Annotated in this window: 12 protein-coding genes; 4 read left to right on the forward strand and 8 right to left on the reverse strand. The window is 68.7% G+C overall.

Annotation, left to right across the window (positions count from 1 at the left end; translation table 11 throughout):
* Position 1: 1 nt before the first annotated feature.
* The 4 genes from AB0M14_RS26545 to AB0M14_RS26560 all read right to left on the reverse strand — a co-directional run bounded on the left by AB0M14_RS26545 (position 2) and on the right by AB0M14_RS26560 (position 3019).
* Complete coding sequence (locus AB0M14_RS26545) at positions 2-469, reverse strand: hypothetical protein (protein WP_364999430.1); 468 nt, start codon at positions 467-469, stop codon at positions 2-4.
* A gap of 110 nt (positions 470-579) precedes the next feature.
* Complete coding sequence (locus AB0M14_RS26550; protein ID WP_364999432.1) at positions 580-1050, reverse strand: MarR family transcriptional regulator; 471 nt, start codon at positions 1048-1050, stop codon at positions 580-582.
* A gap of 62 nt (positions 1051-1112) precedes the next feature.
* Positions 1113-2510: a wax ester/triacylglycerol synthase family O-acyltransferase gene (locus AB0M14_RS26555; RefSeq protein WP_364999434.1), complete on the reverse strand. Its 1398-nt coding sequence runs from the start codon at positions 2508-2510 to the stop codon at positions 1113-1115.
* 92 nt (positions 2511-2602) lie between these two features.
* Positions 2603-3019: a nuclear transport factor 2 family protein gene (locus tag AB0M14_RS26560; protein ID WP_364999436.1), complete on the reverse strand. Its 417-nt coding sequence runs from the start codon at positions 3017-3019 to the stop codon at positions 2603-2605.
* Positions 3020-3198: 179 nt separating this feature from the next.
* Here AB0M14_RS26560 and AB0M14_RS26565 point away from each other — a divergent pair, with 179 nt between their 5' ends.
* Both AB0M14_RS26565 and AB0M14_RS26570 read left to right on the forward strand, forming a co-directional pair.
* The gene (locus tag AB0M14_RS26565; RefSeq protein ID WP_364999438.1) at positions 3199-4371 is read left to right on the forward strand and encodes an FAD-dependent oxidoreductase; all 1173 of its coding nucleotides are present in this window, start codon (positions 3199-3201) and stop codon (positions 4369-4371) included.
* Between the two features lie 149 nt (positions 4372-4520).
* Positions 4521-5426: a LysR substrate-binding domain-containing protein gene (locus AB0M14_RS26570; protein ID WP_364999439.1), complete on the forward strand. Its 906-nt coding sequence runs from the start codon at positions 4521-4523 to the stop codon at positions 5424-5426.
* 29 nt (positions 5427-5455) lie between these two features.
* Here the strand turns inward: AB0M14_RS26570 and AB0M14_RS26575 are convergent, their stop codons facing one another.
* From AB0M14_RS26575 to AB0M14_RS26590, 4 genes are all read right to left on the reverse strand, one after another.
* Positions 5456-7216: a BTAD domain-containing putative transcriptional regulator gene (locus AB0M14_RS26575; protein ID WP_364999441.1), complete on the reverse strand. Its 1761-nt coding sequence runs from the start codon at positions 7214-7216 to the stop codon at positions 5456-5458.
* 151 nt (positions 7217-7367) lie between these two features.
* Positions 7368-8606, reverse strand: a complete 1239-nt coding sequence (locus tag AB0M14_RS26580; RefSeq protein ID WP_364999443.1) for an acyltransferase — start codon at positions 8604-8606, stop codon at positions 7368-7370.
* Positions 8606-9535, reverse strand: a complete 930-nt coding sequence (locus AB0M14_RS26585) for an SGNH/GDSL hydrolase family protein (protein WP_364999445.1) — start codon at positions 9533-9535, stop codon at positions 8606-8608. Before AB0M14_RS26585 ends, AB0M14_RS26580 begins: the two co-directional genes overlap by 1 nt.
* Positions 9536-10032: 497 nt before the next feature.
* Positions 10033-11250 carry an erythromycin esterase family protein gene (locus AB0M14_RS26590; protein ID WP_364999447.1) on the reverse strand — a complete coding sequence of 406 codons (1218 nt, stop codon included), beginning with the start codon at positions 11248-11250 and terminating at the stop codon, positions 10033-10035.
* A 112-nt stretch (positions 11251-11362) separates the two neighbouring features.
* Between AB0M14_RS26590 and AB0M14_RS26595 the strand changes: the two genes are divergently transcribed.
* Entirely contained in the window at positions 11363-12058 is a 696-nt protein-coding gene (locus tag AB0M14_RS26595) for a MerR family transcriptional regulator (protein ID WP_364999449.1), read from the forward strand.
* Positions 12059-12160: 102 nt separating this feature from the next.
* Positions 12161-13525 carry a TIGR01777 family oxidoreductase gene (locus AB0M14_RS26600; protein WP_364999450.1) on the forward strand — a complete coding sequence of 455 codons (1365 nt, stop codon included), beginning with the start codon at positions 12161-12163 and terminating at the stop codon, positions 13523-13525.
* Positions 13526-13609: the final 84 nt, after the last annotated feature.

Genomic DNA, 13609 nt, shown 5'->3' on the forward strand with positions numbered 1-13609 from the left:
GTCAACGGCTGCTGGAGGCGTGCGCCTGCCCGCGCGGCAGGCGCCGATGCCCCGACAGCAGCCCCGCGGACAACTCGCCGTACGCGATCTCGAGTTCGGCGAGCCGGGTCCAGGCCGCGTGCATCTCGTGACTGCCCGGATCGATCGTCATCAGCAAACGGAAGGCGTACTCGGAGGCGTCGGCCATCCGGTCGATCACCAGGCCCAGGCGGTCCGGGGTCATCCGGGCCCCCGGATGGGGATCGGGCAGCGCCCAGTCGGCCCAATCGTCGATCTCCTCGATCAATTCGGTACGGCTCTGGTCGATATCCGCTGAGCGGTCGGGTCGGTCCCGGCGCTGCCGGTGCAACTCCGCCAGACCATAGGCCTGAGTGCACAGCGGGCCGAGCAGATAGTGGCCGCGCAATGCGGCCAGCAACTGGTCCTTGGATGGCAGCGGCTCGGGCACAGGGGCATGCCTCGCTGTCATCCGAGGAACCCTCCCTTCCTGTCGGCGCCGGGTAACCACACCCCCGGAGTACCACCGAAAGCGTCGGCTAACTCACAGAAATCCGTGAATCTGCCCACGCCGGCCCGAAGTCAAGATTCCGAGCGCTCCGCGACGACCGCGTCCAGACGCTCGCCCAGGGCGATGACCTGGTCTCGGAGCCGCACGAGGTCATCCACCGGCCACGCGATCTCGGAGAACACCTTGTCGATCATTTCCTTCGCGCGCTGCTGTAGCGCGAGACCCGCTGGGGTCGCGCGCAATTGAACGGCCCGCCGGTCGTTCGGATTGCGCACGCTCTCCACCAGGCCGTGCTCGGTCAGGCGCTGGATCAACGGCGAGACGGTGCCGTAGTCCAGGCGCAATTGCTCGCCGAGCTCCTTCATCGTCATGCCCGGCCGCTCCCACAGCGCGAGCAGCGCCAGGTATTGCGGATAGGTGATCGTCATGGCGTCCAGATGCGGCCGGTAGACCGCCGTCATCGACCGCGAGGTGGAGTAGAGGGCGAAACATAGCTGTGCGGCGAGCGAGAGCATGTGGTCTTCGTCCGCTTGATCGGGCATATCAGCACTGTACGACCGTCTGAGTTGGGCCGAAAGACAAGGGGAACCCCCGGATTTGGGGGCTAGGTCAGCGCACGAGCGGCCGCGAGCAGATCGGCGAGCTCGAGGGGCACCGATTCGGCGAGTTCCTCGATGTCGGGCATCAGGTCTTTGCAGGCGATGAAACCCCAGTCCATGTCACCGTTGTTGGACAGCACCGCCGCGAGCAGCCCGTTGCCGTGCATGACCTGTGCGAACGGGTAGCTGGCCTCGATCCGCAGGCCGAAGACGTAGAGCGGGGCGAACCAGCCGGGGACGTTGGAGACGGTCAGGTTCTGCGGACCCGACATCGAGACGCGATCGGCCACCCGCCAGCTGGAAACGACGCGCGTCACCAGATTGAGGAAGTTCGCCGGGAAGTACTCGGCCCAGGTCAGCAGGAAATCGATGCCGACATAAGCCGATTTCGCGCGCTGGGTGCTCGCCGCGACGCGGTGCAGGCGCTGCACCGGATCGGCGAGGTCGGTGCCGAGGGTGGACCGCATCACCCCGTTCTGGTTGATGACGTCGTCGAGCTGGCTGACCTGGTGGCCGTTGATCGGCACCGTGGCGACCAGGGACAGCTCCGGCAGCGCGGCGTGCTTCTCCAGATACCGGCGCAGCACGCCGCCGACGACCGCGAGCACCACGTCGTTGACCTTCACGCCGAAGGCGTTCTTGATCTCCTTCACCTCGGCGAGATCGGTCTTGACGAACGAGACCGAACGCTCGGCCGAGATCGCGCGGTTCCACGGCGCCCGCGGCGCCTTCATCGAGATCCGATCGGCCCGCGGCGTGCGCATGCGCCGGACGAAGCCCCCGGCGAGGATCCGGAGGGTGGCGGCGAGGAGTGCGAAGAATCGCACCTTGGCGGGGATGCTGCGCAGCGCCCCGCGGAGCAGCTGCGCTCCGGTCGGGGTCGGCTCGGGTTCCCAGGTGTCGGCCGGCACCTCCTTGTGCACCCCCGGCTCGAGTTCACAGGTGTGCATCCGGATCTCCGAACCGGTCGAGCCGTCCATCATCGAATGCTGGTACTTCTGGATCAGCGCTACTCGCCCGTCGTCCAGTCCCTCCACGATGAGCCACTCCCACAGCGGCCGATCGCGGCGCATCGGTGACCCGGCCGCTTCCGCGACGAGCGCGGCCAGTTCCCGCTGCCCGCACGGCGTCGGCGCCTGCACGCGCCGGATGTGGTTGTCGATGTCGAAGTCCGGGTCATCCGCCCACACCGGCCGGCCGAGTTTGAACGGCACTTCGTACACCCGTTTGCGAAACTGTGGCACAAGTGGCAGCCGTCGTCGCAGCTCCGATTTGAAGGATTCGAACGAGTAGTTCGCACCTTCGGTGTCCGGATTCAAAATCGTGAGACCTACGAAGTGCTGATGCTGAGTCGGGGTTTCGAAGAAAAGGAAGGTGGAGTCGTAACCAGACAGTCTTTCCATGAATTAAGGCTAATAGAACGCGTTATAAAACGCCCTTCGAAGCGGCCAACCGGGACTCGTGCTTGACATCCTGCCGATTATCGGGGCGGCACTCAGTTCGCTTTCGCCGCAACCGGTTTCAGGACTCGTTCCACCAAGGCGGTGTCGCAGTGCTCGAGCACCTCGACGATGCGGCCGCCGGCCAGGCGGAAAATAAAGCAGTAGGTCTGGTGGTAGTCGTGGCCGTCGACGGTGACGCCGTAGCCGCGGGCCTGGACCACGACGTGGTCGCCGTCGGCGAGCAGCATGTCGGCTTCCATGCGGTAGGCGTTGCCGAGCTGGGTCAGCAGTGGCCGCAGGAGGCCGTGCAGGACTTGTTTTTTCGGCTGCCACGTCGCCGACCAGGACCAATTGCCCGGGAAGGTCCAGCGGCAGTCATCGGCCAGGGCGTCGCCCAGCGCGCGGGTGTTGCCTTGTGCGAGCTGGTCGAAAACGGTGCGCACGAGGGCCCGATTGGCTGCTGTCGTCATGATTTCGACGCTAGAGCGGGCGCGGTCATGCGACCAGCGAGACTCTCGCATGGGTGGTATCACGATGGCGCACAGCTGTTTCCCGCGGACCGGACGGTTCGAGCAGCTGCTGCGGCGCAGCCGTAGGTGATACGCGTCACGAACTGTCATGTCCGCGCTGTGAGCGGTGTCTAGAGGGCATGTCTGAAAACACCAAGATCGTTGTCATCGGCGGCGGCTACGCCGGGACATTGGCGGCCAACCGGCTTTCGGCGCGCGCGGATGTCGAGATCACCCTCGTCAACCCGCGCGCGCGGTTCGTCGAGCGAATTCGGCTGCACCAGTTGGTCGCCGGTACCAGCGCCGCCGCCGTGGACTTCGGCTCGATGCTCGGGCCGGGAGTACGCCTGGTCGTCGACAGCGTGACCCGCATCGACACCGCCGCCCGGGCGGTCGAGCTGGAATCGGGTGGCGCACTCGACTACGACTACTGCCTCTATGCGGTCGGCAGCACCGCGACCACCCCCGCCTCAGTGCCCGGCGCGGCCGAATTCGCCTACCCCCTAGGGGAATGGGAACACGCGCAGCGACTCCGCCGCGCCCTCGACGCGGCGCCGGCCGATGCCCGGATCACCGTGGTCGGCAGCGGTCCCTCCGGCATCGAAACCGCCGCCGAGCTGGCCGAGCAAGGCCACACCGTCGCACTCCTCGCCGGGGGCCGGCTGGCGCCCACGGTCTCGGCGCCGGCCCGGCGATCGATCACCAAGTGGCTGACCAGGAACGGGGTCGACGTCCGCGACACGGCACGCGTCGCCGAAGTGCGCGCGGACCAGGTCGTCTTGGACGACGGCACGGTACTGAACAGTTCGGTCACCATCTGGACCGTCGGTTTCGGCGTGCCCGATCTCGCCGCCCGCAGTGGCCTCCGCACCGATCACCTCGGCCGCCTGCGCACCGACGAAACGCTGACCAGCATCGACGACGACCGCGTCCTCGCGGCCGGTGACGCCGCCGCTCCCTCCGACCAGCCGCTGCGGATGAGCTGCCAAGCCGCGGGCCCCCTCGGCGCCACCGCCGCCGATACCCTGCTCGCTCGCCTCGCCGGCAACCAGCCCACCGGCCTGAGCATCGGCTTCATCGGCACCGGCATCAGCCTGGGCCGCCGCGCCGGCACCATCCAGCTCAGCCACCGCGACGACAGCCCCCGCAACCTCCACCTGGGTGGAAAAGCGGCCGCGTTCCTCAAAGAAGCGGTCTGCAAGGCAACGGTTTCGGGGATCCAGAAGGAAGGCCGCAAGCCAGGCTCGTTCATGTCCTTGAAGGGCTCGGGTGACCGCCTCGAAAAGTCGGCGCTGGACACGGTCGACCAGTAGACCGCACCGACCAACTGGGTGGGCCCTTCCCTGGGCGCACCTGTTCCGCAGCGCCACTGGGTGTCCAGGGCATCTCTAGGCCCGCGGGTTCCGCCCGACGCCACCATGCGATCAGCGAAGACATCGCTTCGGTGGTATCACGTTGACGCATGGGTGAGTTCACGGTTATCGGGCTGCGGGTGGTTCGGGAGGCGGCGCGGGCCGGGTCGTTCTCGCGGGCGGCGGAACGGTTGGATTACACGCAGTCCGCGGTATCGCGGCAGGTCACGTTGATGGAGCAGGCGGCGGGGCGGCCCTTGTTCGAGCGGCTGCCCCGTGGAGTGCGCCCGACCGAGGCCGGCCGGATCGTGGTGCGGCAGGCGGAGACGGTGCTCGATGCCCTCGATGCCGCTCGGGAGGAGTTACGCGAGGTGCGGCGGCCGGTCGGGCGGGTGCGGGTGGGCGCGTTCGCCACGGCGACCGCGGCTCTGGTGCCACGCGCCATTGCCGCTGCGACACAGCGGTTTCCTGGGCTGGAGGTGCGGCTGCGGGAGGGAACCAGTCCGAGCTTGCTGGCCGCGCTGGAGCGTGGACGGATCGATCTTGCGGTGCTGACGGGTGTCCACGAGCTGCCCGACGGCGTGAGTTCCACTCCCCTGCTCGATGATTCGCTGTTCATCGCCGTGCATGCGACCCACCGGCTCACGGGCCGGAGCAGCGTTCCGGTCGACGAACTGCGCACGGAACGCTGGATCGCCGGCAGCGAGGACCAGGGCAGCACCTTGCTCGGAGCCTGGAGCGATGCGCACTGGAACCCGGTCATCGCTCACATCGCCCGCGATTGGGTGACCAAACTCGGCCTCGTCGCAGCCGGTCTCGGCATCACCGTGATCCCCGGATTGACGGTCAGCACACTGCCTCCGGCGCTATCGATCGTTCGCATCGACGACGCCCGTGCGATCCGCCCGACCGTCCTCGCCCACCGCACTGGGAACGCCGGACACCCACTCGCCGAGGCCCTGCACGACAGCGCCGCCGAACTCGCCGCCGAGGCCCGCCACCGGCTGCGCGACTGAGCACGTGACGCCCCGTGGTGATCTGGCCGTCACACCGGCAGCGGAGCGTCCAGTTTGGCGTGCAGGCGATGGACCTCCAGCATGAGGTAGCCGCGGTTGCCGTCGCTCTGTTCGTGGATCGAAAGCAGGTGGGCGGCGGCCAATTCGGCCAGGGCCGCGGCGTTCTGCTCGGTGGTGAGACCGGGGACGGCGAGGGTGGTGACCAGCTCGCGGGGCGTCAGCGTGGCGCCGAGGAAGTGCAGGACACGCGCCGCGTCCGGGCTCAGGCGCGACACTGTGGCGTCGATGCTGCGGCGGATGTCCAGGTCGCCGTAGGAGAACTGGCGGTAGCGCTGGTCTTCGTCCGACATCAGGCCCAGTTGTTCGGTGAGAGTCCACCGCGGGTGCGCGGCGAGGCGCGCCGCCACCGCGCGCAGCGCCATCGGGATTCCGGAACAGCACCGGGCGATCGTGCTGGCGGGCCAGGGTTCGGCCCGCACCCGCTCGGTGCCGACGAGCGCCGCCAGGACCCCCACGCTGTCCGCGGCCGACAGCTCCCGCAGCACGATGGTGCGAACACCGCGCGGGGACAGATAGTTCCGGCTGGTGACGAGGGTGGCGCTGTGCGCCCCCACGGCGAGGACCGGGGCGATCTGGGTGGTGGTGGCCGCGTCGTCCAGGATGACCAGCATGCGTCGTCCGGCCATCAGGTCGTGGTAGCGCCCGGCGCGGGCGTAGAAGTTGGCGGGAATGTCGGCGGGTGCGACCTGGAGTTCGCGCAGCAGGCGGTACAGGACCTCGCTCGGTTCGGCAGGTTGGTCGCTGCACCCGCCGAGATCGGCGTAGAGCACGCCGTCGGGGTAGTGCGCGCGCAAGGTCCGCGCCGCGCGAATCGCCAGGGCCGACTTGCCGATTCCAGGACCACCGGTGATCAGCACCGGTTTCGAGGAACGGCCGTGGTCGGCCGTCAAAGCCTGCCGCACGGCCGCGAGATCGACCTCGCGGCCGCGGAAGTCGGGTGCCTCCGCGCTGGGCACCTCCCGGGTTGGCGGGGCCGCCGGTTCGACCGGGGCAGACTCACCCCGCAGCAGGACGCGATGCAGTTCACGCAGCCGCGGACCGGGATCGACACCGAGTTCGGCGGCGAAGGTCCGGCGCATCCGATCGAAATGCGACAGCGCCTCGGCCACTCGATTATCCAGGTAGTAGGCCTTGATGAGCCGCTCGTGCAGATCCTCCGCGAGCGGATCGTCCATCAGCGCCTTCCATAAATCGGCGGCGACGACCTTGGGATGCCCGAGCCGCAGTTGGACGTCGGCCCAGTCGACGAGCGCCTCGTGCCGGAGCTGGCGCAGACCGGAGCGGAAACTCCGGGCCCACGCGCTGTCCAGACCGGCGAGCGGATCGCCGCGCCACATCTGCAGGGCCTCGGCCAGCGTCGCCGCCCGGGTCTGGTCGTCGGCGACGCGGGCCCGGGTGATCAGCGCACGGAAACCGGACAGGTCCACCCGCTCCGGGCCGACGTCGAGCAGGTATCCCCCACGGCTGCTCCGGATCTCGATCGGGTCCGCGGTATCGGCGGTGGCGCTGCGCAGAATCCGGCGAATGCGCGCCATGTAGGTGTACACCGAATGCCGGACTGTTTCCGGCGGGTTGTCCCACACGCGGGCGACCAGGGTATCGGTGGATATCAGCCGATTGGGTTCGGCGAGCAATGCCGCGATGATGCCGCGTTGCTTGTATGGACCCAAATCTACGGAGCGCCCTGCGACGACCAAATCCACGGGACCCAACAGTCTGAATTCGGTCATGCTCTCCGCCGCGTATTCGCAATAAGAATCTACAAACGACGCTGTTCGTTAGACAGCGGAGTTTAGCACCGACGGTTCTTCCACCGCAATGCTGTAGCATAGTTAACTTATTGTGCGCCACGTGCATTCGCGCACCCGTTGAGCCGACTCGTCACCCCGCCTTCGCGCTCGGAACCGGCGCTCTCGACGCCGGGGCGGGCTCCACCCGGCGACCCGAGAACCGCCGCATCAACGGGTCGTCGACCCAGTGGTAGATCGCGGCGGCCGCGAGGACCGAGACGACGAGGCTGAGCCCGGCCCACCCCAGCCACCCGGCCACGCCGAACTGCTTCCCGCCGATGAACATTCGAGTGACGATCACCATGACCGGGTACTGGATCAGGTAGAACGCGTAGGAGATGTTGCCGAGCCAGACCATGCGGGGCGTGGCAGTGTGACCGCGCTTGCCCGCGAGGTCGCGCGCGGCGAGCGTGGCGACCACCGCCGTCATCGGCAGGACCAGCAGCGCCGACATCTTGTAGTTCACCGGCACCACCCAGGTCGCCGCGTAGGCGAGGGCCAGTCCGGCCAGCGGCCACATCGTGCGGGTCAGCCGCCACCGCCCTTCCAGCACCAGGCGCGCGGCGAGCACACCGAGGAAGAACTCCGGCAGCCGAACCGGCGGGAAGTCGTAGCTCAGCCAGTAGGCGGGCGAGACCGGGATGTCGGCCTGGGCGAACCAGGCCTGGGAGGCGTGGATTTCGTAGAAGGGCGAGGCGTCGCCGGGTAGCAGCCGGGGCGCGAAGGCGTTGGCGATGCCTTTCGGGCCGGGCACCCAGAGATAGAAAGCGCTGTGCAGCACCAGGATCGCGACGGCGAGACCGGCCAGCCACCACCACAACCGCCGCGCTCCGATCCGTCGCACCAGCGGCAGCAGCAATGGAAAGCTCAGGTAGAACAGCATTTCCGAGCACAACGACCAAGACGGCACGTTCAGGCCGCCGACAGTCGTCCATTTCGGCACCCAGGTGTGCACCAGCAGCGCGTTCGGCACCCACAGCACCAGCCGCTGCACCGGCACGCTCGCCGCGACCACGAACACCGCCGCGGCGATCAAGTGCGTCGGATAGATCTTCAGCACTCGCCGCCAATAGAAGCGCCGCACCGACCTGCCCGGCCGGAACGACCAGTAGATGATGAAGCCGGACAGCACGAAGAAGAACGTCACTCCCGCCGCACCCAGCTGCATCGGCAGCAGCTGATGCAGCTGCCGGAACAGCTCGGACTTCTGGAACGGATACACCGGCAGAAACACCAGCGCGTGCAGGATGAACACCGCGAAGGCCGCCCACCAGCGCGCACCCGTCAGCGACGGCAGCGCCGGCCGCGGCGCCACCGCGCCGTCCGGCATCAGCCCGCGATCCTGCGGTGCAGCGCCGCCGCCACCACCCGGTCCCCGTGCACCGTCGGATGCAGCGGCGTACCCAGCAATTCGCTGCGCGGATCGAGCAGGCCCGCCACCCACGGCTGCGCCGAGCACAGGCCGTGGCCCGCGGTTTCCGCTCGCGCGTCGAAGAATTCGACGCCGAGCAGCTCGGCGGCGGTGCGCTGGGCGGCGTCGATCCGGTCGAAGAGTTCGATCGCCGAACCCGCCCGGAGCTGCACGATCGACCCGATCCCGAACACATCGACGCACAGATGCTGCTGGCCGGGCCGGGCGAGTTCCGGATAACCGACCAGGATGATCCGCGCCTTCGGGGCGTAGTAGCGCACGTACTGCACGATCGGGCGAATCCGCTCCGTATACAGCTCCCCGCTGATCCCGCGCCAATCGGTCGCGCGGCCCTCCGCGGCCGCTTCCGGTCCGCAGCTGAGGTGTATTTGCAGCACACAGTCGACCAGCGTCTGACGCAACCGCATCGAGTTGGTCCCCCACGTGTCGTTGAGACCGGACTGAATGAGCACCGTCCCGGTGCCCGCTCCGAACGCGCCCTCGGCATCGGCCTTACGCGCCTGATGCGCCAGGGTGAGGCCCGGACCACTGACCAAAGACGCTCCGCGACAAGAGAAATCGGCGAACTCGGTGGTGCCCCAGACGCCGAGGCGCTGCGCCAACTGAGTCGGCCAGGAGGTCGGGCCGTGTGAGCAATCCGGGGTGGCGGCCGGGTCCGAGTTTTCCAGCGCAGCAGTGATATCGCCGTTGGCACTGAACGAATCCCCCAGCACCACAAGCGATTTCCCGGGAGCGGGGGCGGCACTCCCGACCGGAGCCAGCGCCGGAAGCAGGGCAGCGGCCAAGGCCGCGGCGGTCAGGCAACGACGGCGAAGCGTCTTGGGCATGGGCAGTCCTTCTCGAGATGGGCGGCCTGATCGGGCGTGGTCAGTAACCGGGGCGCGGTTCGAAGCCCGGGTCCGGGAGCTCCGGGGCGGGAGCCGGCTGAGGCGCGGCAGTCGGTTTCGGCGCGGCGGGGGGCTGGGTTGCGGCGGTGGGTTCGGGCGCAGCGGTGGGCTGCGGCGAAGTCGTGGACTGCGGCACAACCGTCGGCTCAGGCACAGGCGTGTCCGCGCTCGCCGGCGGCGCGGTGACAGCGGGCGCACTGGTCACCGGCACTGCCGTTGTCGTACCGACCGGAACCGGTGGCCCATCGTCGGTACCGCAGCCCACGAGCACACCAGCACACGCGGCCCCCACGACAAGAACCCGCCGAAGAACCCCCGCCCCGAAACCACCCACCACACCCGAACACCCAGTCATCCCCCGACTGTCCCGCCACCACCTAGGAGCCGACCTCGAGCCGATCCAAATGCCCAGCGCAGCGGGGCTACCGCCGTATTCGCTACCAGTACTGGTGGCGTTTGCCGTCGGTGTCGGCGATGAAGATGATCGCGTCGGCACCGGTGAGTTCGGCGGGGTTCACGGGGAAATGGCCGGGCAGGATTGGTTCGCCTGGACCGATGGTTGGCGGGAGGGCTGGGAGGAGGGCGGGTGTGGGGAAGAGGGCGCGGCGGGTGGTCGCGGCGGCGAGGGCTCCTTGGAGGGTGCCGTGGTCGCTGTGCGGGTTGGCGTCGGAGGCGATGAACAGGTAGCGGTCACCGAGGGCGAGGTCGACCAGGGCGCCGGCGTTGGCCCAGGGGCGGGCGTTGTCCGTGGCGAACAGTGCGGGCTGGGAGCGTTGGAGGTGAATGTTGTGGGCGAACACCAGGATTGGGCCGCGGCGTTGTTCGCGGGCGGCGATCGTGAGCAGGTTCTCGGCCATCATTTCGGCGCGCACGCTGAGCAGGGTTTCGATGCGGTCGGGTGTGGGGGTGGCCATGGCGGCGTGGTAGCGCAGCAGGGCCTGGGCGATGCGTGCGTGGGCGCGGGCATCGTCGTAGGCGATGGGATTTGTGCGGCGCAGGGCGGGGCCTGCGCGGTGCAGGGCGCTGGTCAGATCGTCGGCGATTACGCGCAGGGCATGAGCGCTGCCGGAGTTGCCGATCGAAGCGGCCGGGTCGAACATGGCTGCCTCGTTCGTCCAGGCGCTGTCCGGGCCGAGCAGGGTGTCCAGGTTGTGGGTGGATTCGGGGCGGAGCGCGGTGGGCAGATAGTCGACGGCATGCGCCAGGGTGTGGCGCGGGCTCGGCGCGCTGGAGTACTCGGTCGGTGCGTCGAAGCCGTAGAAGCGAATTCGGTCCTCGGGTGCGCGGCCGGCGTTGTAGGCGCGGAGCCACTCCAGGAGTTCCCGGTTGCCGGGCACGGCGCCGAAGCTGTGGCTGAATCCGGTCGCGAGGACCGTATCGATGTCCGCTGGGCCGCCGTTCACGTAGTCGTCGACGATCGGTGCGGCGAGGAAGTCGGTTTCGAGCACGATCGACCGGAATCCCCGGTCGGCGAGCTGACCGAGGAGTTCGTTGCGCAGGAGCGGGAACGCTTCGATCCCGTGGGTCGGCTCGCCGAGGGCGAGCAGCGTCGGCGGTTCGGTTCGTGTGGCGAGCAGTTCGTCGAAGGCGCGGCCCACACCGGCCGGGTCGTCGAGTTGGCGGCCGATCTCGCGCAGTGCTGCGGCAGTAGACATGAGTATCCCTTCCAAATTGGCACTGCACTTGACAGTATCGTTGAAGATTCGAGTGAAGCTTTTGCCGATTTCACCTGCGATTGATGGTGAAAAGCCTCAAAGGAGGATGTGGTTGCGTCCGATCGACCTCGCCCGGGAGCACGGGTTGTCCGCCCAGGCGGTTCGCAACTACGACGACGCCGGGGTGCTGCCGCCGACCGAACGCACCGCCACCGGCTACCGCCACTACACACCCCTGCACGCACAGGCTTTGCGCACGTTCCTCGCGTTGCGCGGCGGCCACACTCATCAGCAAGCAGTCCAGATCATGCGTGCGATCAACCGCGGAGACACCGAGTCCGCCTACCGGCTCATCGACGCCGCACATATGGAGCTGCTCGCCGAACGCACGACCCGCACCGAGGTCGCCGCGGCCCTGAGCACGTTGGCCACCACGAAACCAACTGCCGCCCAGGGGCATCCGCTGACCGTGGGCGAACTCGCCCGCCGGATCGGCGTCCACCCGGCGACCCTGCGCACTTGGGAAACCCACGGCATCCTGCGCCCCGACCGGAATCGCGCGACGGGTTACCGCGAATACGGACCGGAATGCGTGCGCGACGCCGAGATCGCCCGGCAACTACGCCAGGGCGACTACCCGCTCCCCCAGGTCGTGCAATTCCTCGATGCGCTACGCGAGGCAGGCGGAGCGGACGCACTGCGGGATTTCCTCGATGCCTGGCAGACCCGGCTGACCACCCGCAGCCGCAACCTCCTCGCCGCCGCAGCGAGGCTCGACGGCTATCTCGCCCTGCTGGCCGCGGAGTAACGGGCCTCGACGGCGGCCTACAGCCGCATCCGCATCCGCATCCGCATCCGACTAGCGATGCACAAACGTTGCATCGACCGCGATGGCTACTACAGTCGAAGTATGGGCATCGAACGTTCGACGATCGTTCCCGCAGGACAGCGCGAGGTATTCGAGTGGTTCGCGCGGCCTGGCGCGTTCGCGCGCCTCTCGCCGCCGTGGCAACCGTTGTCCTTGGTCGAGGAGACCGATTCACTGGCCGACGGCCGCGCGGTGCTCCGGTTGCCGGGCGGGTTGCGGTGGGTGGCCAGGCACGACCGGCGAGCCTTCGATCCGCCGCACCGGTTCGCGGACGCCGTCGCGGTGGACGGGCCGGCGTCGGCTCCCGCCGGAATCGCGGTGCGGTGGCGGCATACTCATGAATTCGAAGCGGTGGACGACGGGCATACCCGCGTCATCGATCGGGTCGAGACGCCCGTCCCCGCCGCGGCGTTGAACGCCACGTTCGACTATCGCTATCGCCAGCTCGCCGCCGACCTAGCCGCGCATCAGCGCGCGGCCCAGCACGGTCTGGCCGGGGCGACCATCGCCGTCACCGGGGCGTCGGGGCTGGTCGGGTCGGCGCTGACAGCGTTCCTCAGTTCGGGCGGCCACACCGTGGTGCGGCTGGTGCGCCATGCGCCGCGCACACCCGACGAGCGGCAATGGGACCCTTCGGCACCCGATCCCGAACTTCTGAACGGCGTCGATGCGGTGATCCATCTGGCGGGCGCGTCGATCGCGGGCCGGTTCACCGAGCAGCATCGGCGCGATATCGCCGACAGCCGCCTCGCACCCACCCGCGCACTGGCCGAACTCGCCGCGCGGGCCGGGCTGCGGACCTTCGTCAGCGCCTCGGCGATCGGGTATTACGGCTACGACCGCGGCGACACCCTGCTCACCGAGGACAGCGAGCGCGGCGACGGCTTCCTCGCCGACGTGGTCGCCGCTTGGGAGGACGCCACCCGCCCGGCCGCCGACGCCGGGGCCAGGGTCGTCCGCGTGCGCACCGGCATCGTGCAGTCCCCGCGCGGCGGAACTCTGCGGCTGTTGCGCCCGCTGTTCACGCTCGGGCTCGGCGGGCGGATCGGCGACGGCCGCCAGTGGCTGTCCTGGATCGGCATCGACGATCTGGTCGAGGTGTATCACCGTGCGCTGTGGGATGATTCGCTGTCCGGCCCGGTGAACGCCGTCGCCCCGAATCCGGTCCGCAACACCGAGTACACCCGATCCCTGGCCGCCACCCTGCACCGTCCCGCCCTGCTGCCGGTACCCGCCTTCGGACCGGCATTGCTGCTCGGCGCGCAGGGCTCCCGCGAATTGGCCACCGCCAGCCAGCGGGTGCGGCCCGCACAGTTGCTGTCGGCCGGTCATGACTTCCGCACGCCGGATCTGGACTCGGCGCTCGCGCATCTACTCGGCCGACCGGTGCCATCGATCCACGGCTGACGGACGGCAGCGCCAGCATCGGTGGCGGTGGCGGTGGCGGTGGCGGTGGCGGTGGCGGTGGCCCAGCGTCCGCATCCGTGGCGG

The sequence above is a fragment of the Nocardia sp. NPDC051832 genome (genome assembly GCF_040681285.1).
Taxonomy (GTDB): Bacteria; Actinomycetota; Actinomycetes; order Mycobacteriales; family Mycobacteriaceae; genus Nocardia.

Bases quoted from the DNA above. Each gene is read 5' to 3' on its own strand.
- AB0M14_RS26545 (WP_364999430.1), bottom strand. From the start codon at position 469: ATGACAGCGAGGCATGCCCCTGTGCCCGAGCCGCTGCCATCCAAGGAC.
- AB0M14_RS26550 (WP_364999432.1), bottom strand. From the start codon at position 1,050: ATGCCCGATCAAGCGGACGAAGACCACATGCTCTCGCTCGCCGCACAG.
- AB0M14_RS26555 (WP_364999434.1), bottom strand. From the start codon at position 2,510: ATGGAAAGACTGTCTGGTTACGACTCCACCTTCCTTTTCTTCGAAACC.
- AB0M14_RS26560 (WP_364999436.1), bottom strand. From the start codon at position 3,019: ATGACGACAGCAGCCAATCGGGCCCTCGTGCGCACCGTTTTCGACCAG.
- AB0M14_RS26565 (WP_364999438.1), top strand. From the start codon at position 3,199: ATGTCTGAAAACACCAAGATCGTTGTCATCGGCGGCGGCTACGCCGGG.
- AB0M14_RS26570 (WP_364999439.1), top strand. From the start codon at position 4,521: ATGGGTGAGTTCACGGTTATCGGGCTGCGGGTGGTTCGGGAGGCGGCG.
- AB0M14_RS26575 (WP_364999441.1), bottom strand. From the start codon at position 7,216: ATGACCGAATTCAGACTGTTGGGTCCCGTGGATTTGGTCGTCGCAGGG.
- AB0M14_RS26580 (WP_364999443.1), bottom strand. From the start codon at position 8,606: ATGCCGGACGGCGCGGTGGCGCCGCGGCCGGCGCTGCCGTCGCTGACG.
- AB0M14_RS26585 (WP_364999445.1), bottom strand. From the start codon at position 9,535: ATGCCCAAGACGCTTCGCCGTCGTTGCCTGACCGCCGCGGCCTTGGCC.
- AB0M14_RS26590 (WP_364999447.1), bottom strand. From the start codon at position 11,250: ATGTCTACTGCCGCAGCACTGCGCGAGATCGGCCGCCAACTCGACGAC.
- AB0M14_RS26600 (WP_364999450.1), top strand. From the start codon at position 12,161: ATGGGCATCGAACGTTCGACGATCGTTCCCGCAGGACAGCGCGAGGTA.